The 19674-nt window shown below is 27.6% G+C and carries 16 protein-coding genes; 5 read left to right on the top strand and 11 right to left on the bottom strand.

Going from position 1 to position 19674, the window contains the following annotated elements:
- Window positions 1-8: 8 nt before the first annotated feature.
- From B3Z56_RS03940 to B3Z56_RS03915, 6 genes are all read right to left on the bottom strand, one after another.
- A complete protein-coding gene (locus tag B3Z56_RS03940; protein ID WP_346878285.1) occupies window positions 9-599 on the bottom strand; it encodes a Type 1 glutamine amidotransferase-like domain-containing protein in 591 nt (196 codons plus the stop codon).
- Window positions 600-767: 168 nt separating this feature from the next.
- Window positions 768-1736, bottom strand: coding sequence for an NAD-dependent epimerase/dehydratase family protein (locus B3Z56_RS03935; protein WP_346878284.1), 969 nt, complete (start codon window positions 1734-1736; stop codon window positions 768-770).
- A 253-nt stretch (window positions 1737-1989) separates the two neighbouring features.
- Entirely contained in the window at window positions 1990-3999 is a 2010-nt protein-coding gene (locus B3Z56_RS03930; protein ID WP_346878398.1) for an ABC transporter permease, read from the bottom strand.
- Window positions 3989-4756 carry an ABC transporter ATP-binding protein gene (locus tag B3Z56_RS03925; protein WP_346849123.1) on the bottom strand — a complete coding sequence of 256 codons (768 nt, stop codon included), beginning with the start codon at window positions 4754-4756 and terminating at the stop codon, window positions 3989-3991. The genes B3Z56_RS03930 and B3Z56_RS03925 overlap by 11 nt, the downstream gene beginning before the upstream one ends.
- 275 nt (window positions 4757-5031) lie before the next feature.
- On the bottom strand, window positions 5032-6042 hold the full coding sequence (locus tag B3Z56_RS03920) for a sensor histidine kinase (protein ID WP_346878283.1): 1011 nt from the start codon (window positions 6040-6042) through the stop codon (window positions 5032-5034).
- 139 nt (window positions 6043-6181) lie between these two features.
- A complete protein-coding gene (locus B3Z56_RS03915; protein WP_035135324.1) occupies window positions 6182-6856 on the bottom strand; it encodes a response regulator transcription factor in 675 nt (224 codons plus the stop codon).
- 244 nt (window positions 6857-7100) lie between these two features.
- Here B3Z56_RS03915 and B3Z56_RS03910 point away from each other — a divergent pair, with 244 nt between their 5' ends.
- Window positions 7101-8573, top strand: coding sequence for a S41 family peptidase (locus B3Z56_RS03910; RefSeq protein WP_346878282.1), 1473 nt, complete (start codon window positions 7101-7103; stop codon window positions 8571-8573).
- Between the two features lie 47 nt (window positions 8574-8620).
- Here B3Z56_RS03910 and B3Z56_RS03905 read toward each other — a convergent pair whose 3' ends face one another.
- Window positions 8621-9793 (bottom strand): MalY/PatB family protein, encoded by a 1173-nt coding sequence (locus B3Z56_RS03905; protein ID WP_346849126.1) that lies wholly within the window; start codon window positions 9791-9793, stop codon window positions 8621-8623.
- 232 nt (window positions 9794-10025) lie between these two features.
- Between B3Z56_RS03905 and B3Z56_RS03900 the strand changes: the two genes are divergently transcribed.
- The 3 genes from B3Z56_RS03900 (at window position 10026) to B3Z56_RS03890 (ending at window position 15247) form a co-directional block, all read left to right on the top strand.
- A complete protein-coding gene (locus tag B3Z56_RS03900) occupies window positions 10026-11177 on the top strand; it encodes a double-cubane-cluster-containing anaerobic reductase (RefSeq protein ID WP_346849127.1) in 1152 nt (383 codons plus the stop codon).
- 179 nt (window positions 11178-11356) lie between these two features.
- Window positions 11357-13525 (top strand): helix-turn-helix domain-containing protein, encoded by a 2169-nt coding sequence (locus B3Z56_RS03895; protein ID WP_346849128.1) that lies wholly within the window; start codon window positions 11357-11359, stop codon window positions 13523-13525.
- A gap of 345 nt (window positions 13526-13870) precedes the next feature.
- Window positions 13871-15247, top strand: coding sequence for an MATE family efflux transporter (locus tag B3Z56_RS03890; protein WP_346878281.1), 1377 nt, complete (start codon window positions 13871-13873; stop codon window positions 15245-15247).
- Between the two features lie 126 nt (window positions 15248-15373).
- Here the strand turns inward: B3Z56_RS03890 and B3Z56_RS03885 are convergent, their stop codons facing one another.
- The 4 genes from B3Z56_RS03885 to B3Z56_RS03870 all read right to left on the bottom strand — a co-directional run bounded on the left by B3Z56_RS03885 (window position 15374) and on the right by B3Z56_RS03870 (window position 18585).
- A complete protein-coding gene (locus B3Z56_RS03885) occupies window positions 15374-15853 on the bottom strand; it encodes a hypothetical protein (RefSeq protein WP_346849130.1) in 480 nt (159 codons plus the stop codon).
- A gap of 277 nt (window positions 15854-16130) precedes the next feature.
- On the bottom strand, window positions 16131-16721 hold the full coding sequence (locus B3Z56_RS03880; RefSeq protein WP_346849131.1) for a hypothetical protein: 591 nt from the start codon (window positions 16719-16721) through the stop codon (window positions 16131-16133).
- A gap of 170 nt (window positions 16722-16891) precedes the next feature.
- On the bottom strand, window positions 16892-17518 hold the full coding sequence (locus tag B3Z56_RS03875) for a response regulator (protein ID WP_035135308.1): 627 nt from the start codon (window positions 17516-17518) through the stop codon (window positions 16892-16894).
- A complete protein-coding gene (locus B3Z56_RS03870; protein ID WP_346849132.1) occupies window positions 17515-18585 on the bottom strand; it encodes a sensor histidine kinase in 1071 nt (356 codons plus the stop codon). Before B3Z56_RS03870 ends, B3Z56_RS03875 begins: the two co-directional genes overlap by 4 nt.
- Before the next feature lie 153 nt (window positions 18586-18738).
- Between B3Z56_RS03870 and B3Z56_RS03865 the strand changes: the two genes are divergently transcribed.
- The gene (locus B3Z56_RS03865) at window positions 18739-19671 is read left to right on the top strand and encodes an ABC transporter ATP-binding protein (protein ID WP_346849133.1); all 933 of its coding nucleotides are present in this window, start codon (window positions 18739-18741) and stop codon (window positions 19669-19671) included.
- Window positions 19672-19674: the final 3 nt, after the last annotated feature.

Genomic DNA, 19674 nt, shown 5'->3' with positions numbered 1-19674 from the left:
ATTAAACTTTACAAAATAGAGAGTTGTCCATTGTCACAAATAATCATTTCTTCATCAGTAATTTTATAAACATTATATTTTTCTTTTTTTATTGCTTCGAAATAATACTTCTCTCTGCTTTCATTATAATGACAGAATATTATGCCATCAAATAGCCCCATTGCATCAAAGTTTTCTAACCCAATTTGATTCTCATCAAAAGGTAAGACATGTTCTATATTTTTTGTCGCAATATGAGTGCCAGCGCTTCTTCCAATGTATATCACATCTCTACTTAAATATTTTGCTATTTCTGAACCAAATCCACATTCATTTATCAATTTTACTAATGTAAAAGTGTTACCGCCACATACGTAAATAATATCAATATTCAAATTGTAATATTCTTTACAGTTGTCTTCATCAAAAACAATGATATTGTCTTTACTGAAGCCAGCAACAAGCAATTCATTTATATATTTATCAGGCTGGTGCATTCCACTCAAAGCTGTTGGTATGAGAAGCAGTCTTATTATTCCTACATCCTTCTTTAATCGGCTTAATATTTTCTTTGTTATAACGGAATTTCCAAATGCTTTTGATGATAAAAACAACTTCATATAAGCTCACCTCTTCAAGTAACTTAAATAATTAATTCTTCGCAATATCTTACGATTGCGACTTACTTCATACTTCTTAATTTATCTAATTGTTCTCTTATACCATTTATTTAAATTATTCTAAAGTAATTAATTTTATCATATAGTTCATTCAAAATTAATTACAAATTATTTCTCTAGTAATTTATAAATTTCTTCTTCCTTTTCTGCTACATGTTTTTTCATCATAACCACCGATTCATTGTGAAGATACCATTGATAAGAATTCTTTAAACCTTCCTCCATAGAAGTTTCTTCTTTAAATATTCTATGGACTTTTTTTACATCTAACACATTATCATAATCAAAGAATGGGAAAAAGTCTCTCTCCTTATATCCATTCTTTTCATAATAAAAATGATGCTTTATTGACTTTTGGCCAGCAGCCTTCTCACATAGTTCTATCCATCTATTAAAAGTTACAGCCTCACTATTTCCCACGTTATAAATAGATAGATTATCCTGCTTTGTCTCTAAAATTCCTGCTACTATATTGCCTAAGTCTTTAGCATAGATAAATTGTATCTTAGTTTCTCCATCATTAGGAATTAGGATAGGCCTATCATTGATAATATGATGGAAAATAAAGCCTTCCCTTGCTGCATAATTATTTTCTCCATAAACATAAGGAGGGCGTAGTATTATAAGCTGAACATTACTATAGTTATACTTATCCTCTAAAAACTCTTCACACTCTATTTTGTTTGTTCCATAATCTCCCCAATATTTATTTTTTCCTAGCATAAATGATTCCTTAAAAGGTATTTTATAATTTTCTACATCATAGACAGCACTTGAACTAATAAAAATAAATTTCTCTAACTTTTCATAATTTAAGGCTTCATGAAGAATTTCTAACTGATTTACATTAAGTCCAGACACATCAATTATATAATTAAATTCATGCTCTCTAAGACATTTTTTCATTTCATTTAAATCTTCTCTGTCACAAATTATATTAGTAATTCTTTTATCTTCTGTTTTTCTGCTTCCTCTATTTAAGGTGTAAATTTCATAATCTTTCTGAGAACCTAATAAAGCTTCTACAATGGCTTTTCCTATAAAATAGCTTCCTCCAAGAACTAAGACTTTTTTCATTTTCTCCACCTCTACATCTATAAATTAAAAGCTTTTATAAAAACTTTCCAAAAACCGCCTTAACATTCTTTTTAAATAAATTTTTATATTTTCCATTTGTCTATCATAATATTATTTTACAGGATTAAATTGTATAAGTATATAATTAATGTAATATCAGTTAAATATAAATATAAAGGTAGCCATTAAGGCTACCTTTACTACTAAAAAATATATTCATTTCATTCCCTGGAGTAAATAACACTTAGCCAAATCATAGATTTGGAGTGTTAGTTACATTCTTATAGCCTATATAGGTGGCGTAGAAATAGCCTCCATATATAGCTATTATCAGTAGTGCTGTTATAGTGGCTGAAGCCCCTATCTCTGCATTGCCGTAAAGAGATATAAATTCATTAGCTACACTAATTCCAACTATGGAGTGAATTATAGCTAATACTAATGGCATTGCAAAGTATATTAAAGTTTGAATAAATATGGTTTTATTTATCATCTTTCTTGAAGCTCCAATCCTTCTTAGAGCTTTATATCTATCAATGCTCTCACTAGCTTCTGATAATTGTTGAAGAGCAAGGACTGCTGCACTAGATATTAAAAATACAATCCCAATATATATACCTATATATAAAATTGTGGTAGTAGCTCCTTTTGTCATACTGTATATGCCAGTCTTAGTATCACCTAATATTATAAAGTCTTTACCCGAAGCATTTTCATCTCTGCTATTTTTGAATATTTCTCCTATTTCTGATTCTCGTTTTTCTCTATCTTCACCTACAAAGTTACAATTTAATATAGAGTCATAGGGCTTAAGGTTTTCTAATTCTTTATCTGGAAGTATTACTGTAAAGAAATTATTAGCAAAGCCTGTGCTTTCATAAGCTTCTGTAATAAGCTCTTGATTTTTTATATTATAGTTTATATTATTTATTTTAATTACTGTGTTTTCCTTCATATAGCTTTTAACTAAAGGCACTAATTTACTAAAGTTAGAGGTTATTAATACTTCATCTTCTTTTAAGTCTATGGAACTTTGTCCATTTAACTCTCTTAGTTTATTATAATCACTTATTTTTAGAGCTGACATGTTACTATAATCGTTATCAAGAAATTTATCTTCTTTATCATATCCTCTTAATATATCACCATAACTTTCTTCTAGTCTATACTCTTGTAATACTACATACTTTTCTTTATCTGTGAAATTGAACCCTAATTCTTTAATGGCCTGTTCTATAGTTTTGTTTTCCGAGCCTTCAAAATTTATAATTCTAGCTGAGACATCAAAAGGTACTGTATCCTTAAGACTACTTTCTAAAGAATTTTTAAAACTCAATCCCGTAGATAATATAGAAATAGTTATAAAGAGCATTAAACATATAACTGTTATAGATACAAAATTTGTGTTAATTTTACTACTTATCTGTCTAGTAACAAATATATTTAGTTTTTTAAGGTATATATTTTTACTATTCTTGATTACATACAATATAAATCCAGCTAATCCATAATAAAATAATATAGTTCCTAGAATCCCCAGTATTATCGAAATAGTAAATCTAGAATCAGTTATGTCTAATCCCACTTCTATTATAAACTTATAAGCAGTTATAAGTATTCCTACTCCTAAAATAAAAATAATAATTGATACTATAGGATTTTTAATCTTTATATTTTCACTTTTCTTATTAGCATTTATCATATCTATAAGTTTGTATTTTGAAATTACAAAGGTATTAAATATCATTATAAGTAAAAACATTATTCCAAAATAAGCTATAGTCTTTACAGCAGCATTTTGTGAAAATACAAATTTGTATTCACTCATGCCTACCTGAAATAACTTCGCTGTAAAAAGAGATAATCCTTGTGATAAAACTATACCAAAGATTAACCCTGCTACTAAAGACATAAGGCCTATGAAAAAAGATTCAGACACTAAAATACTTGAGATTTTTCTTTTACTCATACCCAATGTCATATATACACCAAGTTCTTTTTTTCTTCGTTTTATCATAAAGTTATTTGCATAAACAATGAGTCCACCCAAAATTACTGACACAAATACAGATACCCAAGAAATAACTGTAGTTAACATATCTATAAAACTAGCTTCCTTCTTACTTATTTCAAACATTGCCTTTTGTGATTCTATAGAGTTAAAGCTATAAAATATACAAACGGCAAAGGTTAAAGTTAAAAAATATATGGTATAGTCTTTAAAACTTTTCTTTACATTATTTAATGCAATTTTAGAATACATCTCCACTGTCACCTCCAAGTAATGTCACTACCTCAATAATTCTATTAAAGAATTCTTTTCTACTATCATTTCCTCTAATTAGTTCATTAAATACTTTTCCATCTTTTATAAATAAAATCCTATGAGCATAACTAGCTGTAAACGCATCATGTGTGACCATGAGTATAGTAGCTTCTAGTTCTTCATTTAATTTCTCAAAGGAGTCTAGTAATAATCTAGAAGACTTAGAATCTAATGCTCCTGTTGGTTCATCAGCTAAAATTAGTGATGGATTAGTAACGATAGCTCTAGCTGAAGCAACTCTTTGTTTTTGACCACCAGACATTTCATAAGGATATTTATTTATAATTTCACTTATACCTAATTTGTTTGCTACTGCTTTAATTCTTCCATCTATACTTTTAGGTTTTACATCTTGTATAGTAAGTGCCAATGCAATATTTTCATAAGCAGTTAATGTATCTAAAAGATTAAAATCTTGAAATATAAATCCAAGCTCATCTCTTCTAAACTTTTCAATATCATTATTCTTAAGACTAGTTATATCTTTATTATTTATAATTATATTTCCTGTAGTCACTGTGTCAATGGTAGATATACAATTTAAAAGTGTAGTTTTACCACTTCCAGAAGGTCCCATTATTCCAAGGAACTCCCCCTTCTCTACCTCAAAACTTATATTATCAATAGCCTTAGTCACATTTCCCTTTCCACCATAATATTTTTCTATATTTACAACCTTTAAGACATTTTCCATAATTCATCCTCCTAAAATACATTTTAAGTTTTTCCTTAACTTTATGAGCTTATTATATATTTTTCTAAAAGTATGTTGTATTTAATTTCATGTCATTAATCTTTCATTTTCGTAAGATAATAATGAAAGTCTAGAAGTTCATCTATAAAATTAGGAGTAGCCCTGTTTTTTAGACTATTGAAGTCCTAGGTATAAGTATAATATAATCAAATATTTACCACAAAAAAACTGATTGAGATTAATTTTTATCCAATCAGTTTTTATTTTAGCTATTATTAGAAACTAGTAAATCTTCCTAGGGGAAAATTTATATACACCTTAGTTCCATATTCTAACTTTGACTCAATACTTATCCCCAATCCAAGTCTATTACAAAGTTTTTTACACAGATATAATCCCATTCCTGTGGATTTACCAAACTTTCTTCCATTATCCCCAGTAAAACCTTTTTCAAAAACCCTAAAAATGTCTCTTTCTGAAATTCCAACACCATTATCTTCTATAGTTAAAGTTATTTTATTTTCTGTAGAAGTTGAATATATTTTTATTATCCCATTTGATTCCTTAGAGTACTTTATGGCGTTTCCTAAAACTTGATTTAAAATAAATTCCACCCATTTTATATCACTGAAAATTTTACCTCCCATATCTCCTATCTCTAAGGATATTTTTTTATTTATGAAATCTCTAGAATTCTTTCTTAAAATCTCCATAACAGCTTCTTCTAAATTAAATTCTCTTATAATATAGTCCTTACTTACATCGTTGCTCTTTGAGTAATAAAGGACTTGTTCTATAAAATCTTCTACCTTCTTCAATTCATGTCCAATTTTATTTGTTACCGTACTTTCGTTATTATCTATAATAAGTCTAGCAGAAGCAATAGGCGTCTTTACTTCATGAACCCACATTTCTATGTATTCTCTATATTCTTTTTGGGTACATTCATACTTTTTTACATTTTCGTGCATATTTTTATTACATTCCTTAAGAACTTGATAAACTATTTCACCTTCTAAAAAATCTGGCTTTCCCATAACCTCTGGAAGCAAATACTTTTTATCCAAGCTATCTATAGTTCCTGTAATATTGTCTAGAAATTTCTTATGTTTAATAACTTCAAGGGTTAAATATGTACTTAATGGAGTAAACCATAATATGAAAGATAAAAATATTAGTCCACTCCCTACATTTAAAAATATTAAAATAGATACAAAAATCATAAATAGGACTCCATTAATTATTAAAAAGCCAATTCTTGATTTAAGATAATCCCTAACTTTCATTTTATCTATTCCTCTCTACTATTTATAGTAGAAAACTCCTTCAAACCCGCATAAACAGAACAACTATTTAAATAGTTTTATTTTTCCATATTTAAATAGTTTTATGTATAAATAGTTCTCTACATAAATATTTATATATTTATGGCATTATATATCCAAGTCCCCTTCTTGTTTCTATAACATCTTTAATTCCAATTTCCTCTAATTTTTTTCTAAGTCTTGTCACATTAACTGACAAAGTGTTATCATCTACAAACAAATTAGACTTCCATAGATAATCCATTAGATCCTCCCTAGATACAATGTTTCCTTTATTCTTTATAAGGTAATAAAGAACTTTTAATTCATTTTTAGTGATTTCTAAAGCATTATCTCCACAGTTTATGGTCCCATTAGATAGATTTAACTTTAAATCATTATATACTAATATTTCTTGATTCCCTTCATTCCCTTGATTTACCCTCTTTAGCACTGAATTTATCCTTGCTAAAAGTATTTGTGTATTATAAGGCTTAGTTATAAAGTCATCTGCTCCTAGATTCATACTCATTAGCTCATCCATATCACTATCTCTACTTGTAACCACAATTATAGGTACTTGAGAAGTTTTCCTCACTTCTCTACAAATGTAGAATCCATCAAATACAGGTAAGTTTATATCTAAGAGTATGAGATTGGGCTCTTCTTTTTCAATAATAGATATTATATTTTCAAAATTAGTAGGGGCTATTACCTCATATCCATATCTATTTAAAAATGTTGCAAGCTCCTGCCTAATAGTTTCTGTATCCTCTATTATAATAATCTTTGCCACTTTATCACTCCCAAATTTTTTTATACTATATATTAACATTAATGTAAAATTAACATTTATCTATACTAAAACTAGTTGAAATACTTTTCCAATTCTTATTAATAACATTATAACCAAAACATAGTCTAACTAAAAGGCAGTCAATTATTAATTTGTTTTATTTTTATTCATAAAGTCTTTATTTTTTTACATTTTATGGTATAATAACCTTATTTAATAGAATTATAGGGAGGTGGATTTTAATTTGAAAAAAACTTTTAAAATTCTTTTTATTATAATTTTAGGTTTAATTTTAATTTATTTACCTTATTATAAAAAAGATATTTCCTTTGAAAAAGCTTTAGAAAAGATAAATCATAAAAATTTAAATATTCCCATATCTAAATTAAATATTAGAGAATTTATATCCGAAATTCCAAATGAAGATATACTAACTGCTAAAGAGCACGCTCTACTATTTTCAACACCTCACGTAATATCTCCTACTGCTATAACCAGAAAAGAAGCTATTTATGATGTAGAACTATATTTTAAGGCTTTAAAATCTAGCTACGCACCATATAATTATTATGGTAGTGATAAATTATTTTTACAGGCTAAGGAATCAGTTTTAAGTTTTATTGGTGATAATGATGTAATTAATGTAGCTGAACTAACAAAAACCTTAAAAGATAATCTTGCTTTTATTCCTGATAGACATTTTTATATAGGTAACAATGGCTTTGACTTAGAAAATACCTCTAGATATTATACAAATTCAACTCTAGGAATTTTCAAAAACAGAATAGGCTATTATGTAGAATATGGAGGTGTTCTTTACTACATTAAATCTATAAATAAAGATGAAAACATCGAAAATTATTTATATCTTTCAATAAATACTGAAGGTAAGCTATTATACAATTTAGGTGTTTTAGCAAAATATTCTGGACAAGCTTCAAGGAACTTAAATGTTGTTTTTTATAGAGGTGAATCAGAATATACTAAAGATATTGAACTGAAATTATCAAATACTTTTTCAGATGAGTCTATTTCACCTTTAGACTACACAACTATAGATGATGTTCCTATAATATCTTCCAGAGAAGTTCCCTACAATATAGGTTTAGAACGAATAGATTTCATTAATACTGCTTCTAAAGTAAAGGATTCTCCTGTAAGTATATTAGATTTACGTGGTAATAATGGTGGTGATATATTGACCGCTTTAAACTGGATAAATGAATATTTTGGAGTTTCATCTCAAGGGAAGGGTCTTTTTCTACTTCTTTATGGAAGATCTAAGGATGCCCCCTCCTACTACGATTTTAACACCTTTCATAAGGACCTAAAAACTTTACAACTTGAAAAAATTCATGCTTATTATTATGAACATATACCTAAATCTAAAAAAGAGCTTAATAAAAATTTAAATACTATCTTTGTTCTTACAGATAAAAAAACCTCCTCAGCTGCTGAATTCTTTGTAGAGCATCTAAAGGATTTTGAAAATATTGTAGTAGTTGGTACTAATACTCATGGTACTCTTGAAAGTTCTAATGTAGAACTGGGTTACCTTCCAAATTCCCATATTGAATTTTCCTATGGAAACTGGTTAAGGCTATATGATGAAAAGTTCTTTAAGGAAGGTGAAGGTATCAAACCTGATATATGGGTAAATGGAGAAGATGCTTTAGAACTAACTCTAAAACTTATTGAAAATTACAATTTAAAGTAACTATTTAAGAGGTTGCCTGATTTTTTAGGCAACCTCTTATTATAAACCTATAATTTATTTACTTCTCTTTCTATTCTTTCTAAAGCTTCTTGAAGAACAACTCTACTAGTTCCTATATTCATTCTTTGGAACATAGCTCCATCATGTCCAAACATGCTACCATCATTTAACCATACTTTACACTTTTTAAGGAAGAATTTACTTAATTCTTCTGGCTTCATATTTAATCCTGAGCAATCAAGCCACAATAAATAGGTTCCTTCTGGTTTTCTAATCTTAATTTTAGGAATTCTTTTATCAAAGAATTCTAAAGTAAAGCCTATATTTCCTGCTAAATATTCCATAAGACCTTGATACCATTCTTCTCCACTAGTATACGCTGCTTCTTGTGCTACTGCACCTAAAGTAGTTGCTCCTTCTATACAGTCTTTTTCCATTTGCAATATATATTGATTTCTTAATTTTTCATTTTTCATAATTATATTTGCAGTTTTAAACCCTGCAATATTAAAGGTTTTATTTGGTGCTGTGCATATTATAGAATTATCAGCAAATTCTTCATTGATAGATGCAAATACTGTATGTATATTAGGTTTATAAACTATATCTGCATGAATTTCATCTACTACCACTAGTACATTATTCTTTATACATATTTCTCCAACCATTTTTAATTCTTCTACAGTCCATACTCTTCCTACTGGATTATGAGGACTACAAAGAATTATCATCTTAGTTTTTTTAGTAATTATCTTTTCTAAGTTATCAAAGTCCATTTCATATCTACCATCTTTACAAGTTAAGGGATTTTCTACAACCTGACACCCATTATTTTTTATAATACTATAAAAAGGATGATATACCGGCGTTTGAATTATAATTTCATCTCCTGGTTTTGTGTAAGCAGCAACTATAGTTTTTAGACCTGGTACAACTCCCGGAGCAAACTTCATCCATCCCTTTTCAACTTTCCATTGAAATCTTTTATCAAACCAATTTATAGCAGCTTTATAGTATGATGGTGGTGTAAGGGAATATCCAAAAATAGGATGTTCTAACCTTTTTCTTATAGCATCTCCTATTTCTTCTGGCACTTTAAAATCCATATCTGCTACCCATAGAGGTATAATTTCACTATCATTATATGTTCTATTTATTAAGTCCCACTTTAAACAGTTACTACCTATCCTGTCCACTTTTTCATCAAAACTGTATTTCATTTTCCCTACCTCCTATAAAATCCTAATAAATTAATAATAATTTTTACTACTTAAACTACTATATACAATATAATTTTATCACTATTTTTATCAATGTAGTATTATAACATTCTATAGATAGATATAAATGTATAAAATAACACTATAATTCATAATATTACATAATTTCTATGTATAATCTTATTAGATAGATTATTTTTAAATAACCACGTAAAATGATAGGAGAATTAAAATGAAAATAAGAAAAGAACTACCTGAAATATTTGAAGACTTTGCAGAGGCTAGGAGAAACTCCTTTATTGCAGCAAAAAAACTTAAAGATGAAAATATACCTTTAGTAGGAGTATTTTGTACTTATATGCCACAGGAATTACCTCTTGCCATGGGTGCAAGTGTTGTATCTCTTTGTTCTATGTCTGATGAGACAATTGCAGAAGCTGAAAAAGAATTACCGCGTAATCTATGTCCACTTATCAAATCAAGTTATGGATTTGCAAAAACAGATAAATGTCCATTCTTTTACTTTTCTGATTTAGTTGTAGGTGAAACTACTTGTGATGGAAAGAAAAAAATGTATGAATATTTAAGTGAGTTTAAGCCTGTTCATGTTATGGAACTACCAAACTCTCAAAGTGAAGAAGGTTTAAAGCTTTGGAAGAAAGAAGTAATAAAATTTAAAGAAGTTTTAGAAAAACAATTTGAAACTAATATAAGTGATGAAAATATTAAAAAAGCTATTAAATTAAAAAATGAAGAAAGAAAAGCTCTTAAAGCCTTCTACGGTCTTGGAAAACTTGATCCCCCAGCGATATTAGGACAAGATATGTTTAAAGTTCTTTATGGTACTACATTTAAATTTGATAAAGCAGAGGTACCAAAAGAAATATATGCCCTAATTGAGAAAATTAAGGGTGAATATGAAGTAGAAAAAAAATATGAAAAGAAACCTCGTATTCTTATAACTGGATGTCCTATTGGTGGAGCTACAGAAAAAGTTATAAAAGCAATAGAAGATAATGGAGCTCATGTCGTGGCTTTTGAAAACTGTACTGGTGCTAAAGCTATCGATGAATTAGTAGATGAAAATAATCCTGATATCTATGATGCTATTGCTCGTAAATATTTAAATATTGGATGTTCTTGTATGACACCTAATCCTAACCGTACAGAGCTACTTAATAGAATGATAGATGAATATAAAGTTGATGCAGTGGTGGATGTAGTACTTCAAGCTTGTCATACTTATAGCGTAGAAACATTGCAAATTAAAAGATTTGTTAATAACACTAAAAAAATACCTTACATCAGTATAGAAACAGATTATTCTACTGCTGACATTGGACAACTTAACACTAGAATGGCAGCTTTTATAGAAATGTTATAGAGCCTTAAAATATTGCTTAGGTAAAAATTAGCTATGCAAGTTCATAATAAATCCAAAAACCTCAAGAAAAATAGTTTCTTGAGGTTTTCCCCTTTCTCACTTTTATTCCCCTAGCATGTTTTTTCTAATTAATGCTATAATACTATTAATACTAAAGAAACTGGCAAGGAGAGTTTATAATGCATAGACAATATATTAATTATTCTGCAAATATGCCTGTATCTATTTCTTTTAATACCATTAAAAATTATCCAATCCATTGGCATTATTGCATCGAAATTCTTTATGTTATAAAAGGCACAATCAATCTATATATAAATACTGAAAAATATGTAATAAGTGAAAATCAAATTGAAATTATAAATATAGATGAAGTTCATAGCATTGAAAGTGATGATCCTGACAATAAAGTACTCATATTTCAAATAGATCCATACTTTTTTCAAAAGTACTATAACGATATTGAGAATATGTTTTTTTATACAAACTCTTCTAGTAAGGCTTCGCAATTAGGTGAAGAGTATGAAGATTTAAGAGTATTTCTTTGTCAAGTGCTTTGTGAAACAGTACAAAAACAAGATAATTATGATGAAGAAATCGAAGATATCCTTGTAAAACTCCTTTATCATCTAATAAATAACTTTAACTATTTAATTCATGAAAAACAAGAACTTAAAGAAAATAAAGATCAACTTCAAAGATATCATAGTATATCTAAATATATTTATAATAATTATCAAAATAATATAACCCTTAAAGATATATCTAGTAACGAATATCTAAGCACCCATTATTTATCAAGAGAAATAAAATATGCTACAGGATATTCCTTTACTGATTTTCTAAATCTTATTAGAGTTGAAGAATCTATAAAATTAATTTTGGATACAGATATGACACTATCTGAAATTTCTGAGGAAATTGGCTTTTCTCATACTAGATACTTTAATAAGCACTTTAAACTTCACTATAAGCTTACGCCTTTACAATTCAGAAAAAAATATAAATCTACTCCTGAAGTCCTAGAAAAGTTGACTAAATATATAACTCATCCTTTAGAAGAAAGTCTAGATGAAGTAATATATTATCTGGAGGACTACGACAGGTTTAATTATGAGGATAAAATTCATCAGTTAAATATTAATATGGAAAATTGTATAGGTGAATTTGATAAGAATTTTAATAGAATTATAACCATCGGTGATGCCTTTGACCTCTTAATTGAAGATAATAAAGATACACTAGAAGAACTTCAAAGGGAAATGGATTTTGAATATGGACGGATCCTAAATTTATTTAGTACTGATATGGCTATTTTCCCTGGCTCTAAATTTCATAACTGGAATAGAGCAAAGGATGTACTAGAGTTTATAGAATTTTTAGATATAGTGCCTATAATTGTTTTAGATATGAATAGCACCTATGAAGAACATATAAATGACATTAACGATGAAAGCTATGAAGTTGCCTCTAAAAATATATTATCCCTTAAAAATTCTATAGATATACATGAAGATTTTAAAAATATTCTTCTATCCTTCATGGAATATTTCAGTGCAATAGAAACTCTTAATTACAAAAATTTTAGATTTGAATTTTCCTCTACCTTTCCTGAAAATTTGAGGATTTCAATTGAAGAAATATTAATTTACAATAAATTAGATTTTGAAGAAGAACCTTTTATGATAAATAATGAAGTAAATAATATATATGATACAGCCTATATGATTCCATTTATTATTGATAATGTAGTAAATCATAAGGGAGATTTAAGCTTTATAAGGGCCTTTGACGTCCTTGATAAGCAAGTAAATATAACCAATGAACTATTCTTTGGTTATCCTGGTCTTATAAATGATAAGGGAATAAAAAAACCTGCCTTTTATGCCTATTCACTTTTAAATAAATTAGGTAATACATTAGTAGCTAAAGGTGATGGATATGTAGTTACTAAAACTAACAATCAATATGAGATTTTACTTTATACTTATCATGATAAAATCAATGATTTAATTTCTATGGCAAGTTTTTCAAAGCTTAGAGGTATAAAAAATGCGACTTCGAAAAAACTTTCTCTTAATATAACTAATATTCACTCAGATATTAATGTAACTACCTATGAAATAAATGAAAAGATTGGTTCATCCTATAACTATTGGATTGATATGGGGAGACCAACTAGACTTAACAAAGATGAAAATGGTATTCTTCATAAAGCTTCTTATCCTAATATTAGATTTAAATACTTTAAGAAGAGTACAGTTATAAATATTTTAGTTACCCTAAAAACCTATGGAGCTACATTAGTTATAATCAATGAAGTTCAGAAGCCTATTAAGATTAATTAATTTTACCTCAATTTATATGAATATATATATACTTTCAGTTAAAATATATTATGTTATGTATAAAATATATTGATTTTAAGTACAAAAGCATCCTAATTAAGGTGCTTTTGTGCTTTTTCCTATTTTTAACCAATAACTATTTGGGCAGAATAGTACTTTTTGATGGACACTTAAGTGAATGTTTATTTAATTGTTTTCAACTATAATATTAATATAAGATAAAATATTTTAATAATAAATTAAACATGAAGACAAAACGTATTTTTCTATAAAAATAAAGAGAACTTTTTATAAAATAAACTCAAGAAGAATATGCAGAATTTTCAAATAAATGAGGTGAGACTAATGGGAATTAACCCTAAAATATTTTCGGATGGAAGAACATACAGAGTATTATTTAAATTTGCCATACCTGCAATTTTTTCTTTACTAGTAGCAGAACTCTATAACATGGTAGACACAGTTTTTGTTGGTAGATATATTGGTCCTAATGCTATCGGTGCCTTAACAGTTGCATTTCCAATTCAACGTTTTCTTATAGCAATCGCTTTCTTAATTGGTGTAGGAGCTTCAACCTACGTTTCAAGATATTCCGGTGAAAAACAACCTGAAAAGATTAAATCCACAATAATTAATTCAATATCTATTACAATAGGATCTTTAACAATAATCCCTCTACTTTTATTCTTATTTAGAGGTGGATTATTATATAAACTTGGTGCAAGTGACGTTACTTTTGGGCTAACTAATGATTATATATCTATAATTTTTATAGGAGCAATATTTCAAGGATTAACTATAGTATGCTCTCAAGTAATGACAGCCTTAGGAAACTCTAAAATAGGACTTTATGCTAACAGTATCGGTGCACTTCTAAATATTGTAGTTGACTACATATTAGTAGCTCATTTAGATATAGGTATAGCTGGTGCAGCTATTGCTACTGTAGTTTCTCAATTTGTAGGCTTAATTTTTGTTCTATACAAGTTTAAAGATGTAACTAAACACTTTAAAATTAAACTTTCAATAAATAATATTCTACCAAATATAGATATTACATTAATTAAAGGATTAATTGCTGTGGGATTTTCAACCTTTGTTATTGAAATATCAGATGCAATAGTTTCTGTAGTTTTAAATAACTTATTAATTTCTAGAGGTGGTAACGAAGCTATAATAATAGTAGGTGTTATTACTAAAATATCTATGTTTATGTTTATTGCAATAATTGGTATAAGTTCTGCTATGCAGCCGATTGTAGCCTTTAACTTTGGTGCAAGAAACTTTGATAGAGTTAAAAATACAGTTAAAGCATCTATAAAAACTGTAACAATAATCTCTTTAATATTTGGAGTATTTATTATGTATTTTGCTCCAAAAATGATAGGTTTGTTTTTAACTGATGCAAAGTTATTACCTGAGGCTGTTAAGGCCCTTAGAATATGTATATTCCTTCTTCCTTTAGTTGGTTTATATTATATAGGTATATACTACTATCAAGCAATTGATGAAGCTAAAAAAGGATTTAGATTATCTTTATTTAGACAGTTAATAGTATTCATTCCTTTAGCTATAGTTTTTGTAAATATTTTTGGTACCATAGGTGCATGGATAGCATATCCTGCTTCAGATTTAATTTCTGCAGTAACATCTTTCTATTTATTAAATAGTACTTGGAAAAAGGATCAAAAAGAAGAGACTACTAAAACCGTAATAGCTTAATAAAAAAAATTACTCCTTAGAAAGTTATATTCTAAGGAGTTTTTACATAATAATTATAAGTTAGGTACTAGGATGACAATCTTAGCTCCTATTATTTTATTAAAGTTACCTAATAATATTTCAAAACTATAATTCGCAAGAATTCACATAGTTTCCAGTAACATCAAAGCCTATATATTGTCCAGAGCATAAAGGTTCTTTAATAGCTAATTTAAAATAAACTATATCTTCTCCACAATTGTCGCATCCAGTAAATTTTGCAATTTTGCAATCTTCTGCGATAGGTACTCTAACCCATTTATGAGGCCAAACCCAAACCCACTTATATAATACTACATCAACTAAATATTCTTTTCCTCTACAAAGATTCTTAACTTTAATAGAAAATTTAACTATTCTGCATTTAGTTTCAGCATCTATTATTTTTACTTGTCCAAAATCTTGTGGGCATTCGCAAGGATTTAACATTTTATCTGTCCCATATTTAGGAGGTGTGCCTTGTGGCCCTGGATCTTTACTCTGTTCTTGAATTAGATTTGTCTCTAGTTCTATGGAATCAGAATTTTCATTTGTCACATATTTTAATTCATTTTCAATTGTATCCATATATTACACCTCATACACTAATATATTTTGTTTTAATTACAGTACTTCCTTCGATTATATATTTAATTCATCTGTAATTTTCGAATAATTTTTTATCCTTGATTTTATTCTATTAGTATATTATATGTATATAGAATTTCAATGCTACTCTATTCTTATATAAATAGCATTTTAATATCATTAAACTAAAAAACTATCTCAAAATAAGCTAAACCTTAATGTAAAGTTTAGTAATTCATTTTGAGACAGTCCCTTTTTATTACCAATCTAATATATATTATTTATTAGTACCATTAGTAGTAGAATATACACCTCTATTTAAAGCATCATGTATAGCTGATGTTACCTTACCTACTTCAACTTTTTGATCCATATCCTTAACTATAGAAGAAGGGTTATATAAATCATTAAGACTTTGTCTTATATCTTTATCCTTTAAATAGTTTATCAAAGCTTCGTAATGATTTTTCACATTCTTGAAATTACTATCTTTTAAATAATTATCATCATTATTAGATAATGCTATAAATTTAATATCCTTAATTTGATTATTAGCTAAAGTAAATTCAACTGTTAATTCATCCTCATCTATATATGAACCACGATATATACCGTTAGAATAATTATTGTTAGTTAAGTCCATACCAAAGAGTGTATTATTATTACTATTCGTATCATTTATACCTAAAACTCCACTCTCTTTAATTCCGTTATTATTAGTTGCATTATTAGCTATTCCATTTTTAGTTTGATTCTGAGCAATTTCACCACCAGTATTTTTATTATTTCTTGCAGTGCCATTATTAGTACATCCTACAAGTCCTGTGGTTAATGCTATTGTTGCAATTAAAAGCGCTATTTTTTTCATAATAAACCTCCTATGCATATTTTTATAATTATAGTATAAGCATATACACAGTTATTATTCTTTTATTGCTTTTCCTATTATATCCTTTCTTTCTACAATATATAAGGATAATTAAATTTTTTAATTTCTAATAAATTAAAGTTATATTTATTTTTAAATATAGAATTTTTTCACTTTATATTGTTAAAATAAAATATTGCAAGTTGTGTTCTATCTCTAAGATTTAATTTTTCTAAAATACTACTTATATAGTTTCTTATTGTACCTTCACTCAAAAATAATTTTGCTGATATTTCTTTATTTGAAAGTCCTTTAGAAACTAAAGTGATTATTTCAATGTCTCTATCAATTAAATCATACTTTGATATATCTTTTTTATTTTCAGTACTATTTAACATGGTAGGAATTTTAGATATAATTTCTTGTCCAAAAACACTTTGTCCAAGTTCTACTGCCTTTAAGGCAGGTACTATGCTTTCAAAATGTTGTTTTAAAATATATCCCTTAGCACCAACTTTTAATGCAGTTATAATATATTCATCATCCTCAAAAGTGGTTAAAAATAATATTCTCCCCTCATTATGAGATTTTAAAATCTTCTGTGCAGCCTCTAGCCCTGACATTCCCCCCATACGAATATCCATAAGTAATATATCTGGAGTATACTTATTATACAGCTCTATAGCTTCTTCACCACTATATCCAAGAGATATAACTTTTATATCACTTGATGTCTCTATGATTGTCTTTAATGATGCTGCTATAAGCTTATCATCATCTATAATAATTATTCTCATAGTTTCCCCTCCTTCATAATAGAAATAAATATTTTAAACCCTTTTGAATTATCAAAATTCACAATACCATTTAGGCTATTTACTCTCTTTTCAATGCTTTGTAATCCCATTCCACCATCCATACTTACCTTCTTTTTACTTCCATCATCTAAAATAATTACTTGATATAATTTTGGATGTTCATATAAACTTACAGTTACTGTGGTTGCATTTGAATGTTTTATTATATTAGATAGTGCCTCTTTTACAATAGCAATAATAGCATATTTAATCTTAACATCTGGATTAGAAGAAAACTCATAATTTAAAGTAGCCTTACAAAACTTAAATTCATTTATAAGCTTTGAAAGTTGTACATATAAGTCGATAGAATCTTCATGTAAATTATGAACACTACTTCTAATAGAATCCATACCTTGGTCCAAGGTAGATTTAATGTCCTCTAGAAGCCTTTTTGTTTGTTCCTCTTTAGTAACTACCATAATAGCACCAATTTGCAATATAGAGCTAGTTAAAAGGTGTCCTACATTATCGTGAATTTCTCTTGAAATACGATTTCTCTCCTTTAATGTTGCAAAATTGACTTCAAAATCTTGTTTATATTGTAATTCCTTTACTTTCTCTTCTAATACTATAGATATCTCAGTTAAATCATCTCTTTGTTTTATAAATTTATCATGCAATTTTTCATATTTCACAGTATTAAACTTTAAGGTTGCTGACGTAATAAGAAGTCCAAGAATCATTATACTAATAATATGTGAGTATTTATGTATATTCATAAGGTACGGAATTAAAGTTAAGATGCATATATATTTATACTTTGAAAAAATAGTATCATAAAATATTATAGGAATGCCCATAAGAAATTCAGGATATAAAATGCAAAGGATACTATATATTATTAATACTATTACATTTAATTTATCCTGGCTAAAATATTCTAGAAAACAAGTTATTGCCACTGTAACTAAAATGGGTAAGATTAATTTTTCTATACTATAATTTTCTATAAGTAATAATGCCGAACCTATAATCAAAATAATTTTATTTAATATATTATTCATCTATACTCCCTCACTTTATATATCTATAATACCATATACAAATTTCTTAATGTGACAAATGTAATGTAATATTAATGACAAATAGCACTTACCTACAAAGAGATTCTCTAATAAACTATAAGTATAAACTAAATAAAGTAAGGAGTATTAACTATGATTGTAAAAATAGAAAACCTGGTAAAAAGATATGGTGAACTAATTGCTTTAGATCACTTAAATTTGGACATTAAAAAAGGTGAAATATTTGGTCTTTTAGGTCCAAATGGTTCTGGTAAAACTACTACTATAAACTGTATGCTATCTCTACTTAAATATGATAAAGGGACTATTGAAATCCTAGGAGAGGAAATGACTCCAACAACTTATAAAGTAAAAAAAGATATTGGAATCGTCATGCAGAATGTAGCCGTCTTTGATGAATTAACAGTGTATGAAAACATTGATTATTTCTGTGGATTATATGTAACCAATAAGAAGGAACGGAAAGTACTTGTGGAGAGGGCTATTGATTTTGTTGGTCTTTCAGATTACAAAAAATTTATTCCTAAAAAGTTAAGTGGAGGACTTCTTAGACGATTAAACATTGCTTGTGGTATAGCTCATAATCCAAAACTAATCATTTTAGACGAGCCAACGGTAGCTGTTGACCCTCAAAGTAGAAATCACATTTTAGAGGGAATAAAAAAATTAAATGCTGAAGGAGCCACAATTATATATACCTCGCACTACATGGAAGAAATTGAACAGCTTTGTACTTCAATCGCTATTATGGACAAGGGAAAAGTCATTGCTAAGGGCACAAAGGAAGAACTAAAGTCAATTATTGATTTAGGTGAGAAAATAACTATTGAGGCCTTTAATTTAAATGAAAATCATATAAAAAATATAAATATTCTCCCTAATGTTATATCAGTAGACTATAAAAATAATTTACTAAATATTAGAACAAAAAGTGGACATAGTTCTCTTGGTGACATTGTTAGTTATATTGGAGATAATAAAATAAGTTATGGGAAAATTTACTCAGAGCAACCTACCTTAAATGATGTATTCTTGGAAATTACAGGTAAAGAGCTTAGAGATTAAAGG

This window comes from Clostridium sp. UBA7791 (genome assembly GCF_002480755.1).
Classification (GTDB): Bacteria; Bacillota; Clostridia; order Clostridiales; family Clostridiaceae; genus Clostridium_J; species Clostridium_J sulfidigenes.
This window is presented reverse-complemented; position numbering and strand designations above follow the sequence as displayed.

What these genes read in the sequence shown, in the direction of transcription:
- B3Z56_RS03905 (WP_346849126.1), bottom strand. Translation starts at nt 9,793, where the DNA reads ATGAAATACAGTTTTGATGAAAAAGTGGACAGGATAGGTAGTAACTGT.
- B3Z56_RS03895 (WP_346849128.1), top strand. Translation starts at nt 11,357, where the DNA reads ATGCATAGACAATATATTAATTATTCTGCAAATATGCCTGTATCTATT.
- B3Z56_RS03870 (WP_346849132.1), bottom strand. Translation starts at nt 18,585, where the DNA reads ATGAATAATATATTAAATAAAATTATTTTGATTATAGGTTCGGCATTA.
- B3Z56_RS03935 (WP_346878284.1), bottom strand. Translation starts at nt 1,736, where the DNA reads ATGAAAAAAGTCTTAGTTCTTGGAGGAAGCTATTTTATAGGAAAAGCC.
- B3Z56_RS03890 (WP_346878281.1), top strand. Translation starts at nt 13,871, where the DNA reads ATGGGAATTAACCCTAAAATATTTTCGGATGGAAGAACATACAGAGTA.
- B3Z56_RS03940 (WP_346878285.1), bottom strand. Translation starts at nt 599, where the DNA reads ATGAAGTTGTTTTTATCATCAAAAGCATTTGGAAATTCCGTTATAACA.
- B3Z56_RS03880 (WP_346849131.1), bottom strand. Translation starts at nt 16,721, where the DNA reads ATGAAAAAAATAGCGCTTTTAATTGCAACAATAGCATTAACCACAGGA.
- B3Z56_RS03865 (WP_346849133.1), top strand. Translation starts at nt 18,739, where the DNA reads ATGATTGTAAAAATAGAAAACCTGGTAAAAAGATATGGTGAACTAATT.
- B3Z56_RS03900 (WP_346849127.1), top strand. Translation starts at nt 10,026, where the DNA reads ATGAAAATAAGAAAAGAACTACCTGAAATATTTGAAGACTTTGCAGAG.
- B3Z56_RS03925 (WP_346849123.1), bottom strand. Translation starts at nt 4,756, where the DNA reads ATGGAAAATGTCTTAAAGGTTGTAAATATAGAAAAATATTATGGTGGA.
- B3Z56_RS03875 (WP_035135308.1), bottom strand. Translation starts at nt 17,518, where the DNA reads ATGAGAATAATTATTATAGATGATGATAAGCTTATAGCAGCATCATTA.
- B3Z56_RS03885 (WP_346849130.1), bottom strand. Translation starts at nt 15,853, where the DNA reads ATGGATACAATTGAAAATGAATTAAAATATGTGACAAATGAAAATTCT.
- B3Z56_RS03930 (WP_346878398.1), bottom strand. Translation starts at nt 3,999, where the DNA reads ATGTATTCTAAAATTGCATTAAATAATGTAAAGAAAAGTTTTAAAGAC.
- B3Z56_RS03920 (WP_346878283.1), bottom strand. Translation starts at nt 6,042, where the DNA reads ATGAAAGTTAGGGATTATCTTAAATCAAGAATTGGCTTTTTAATAATT.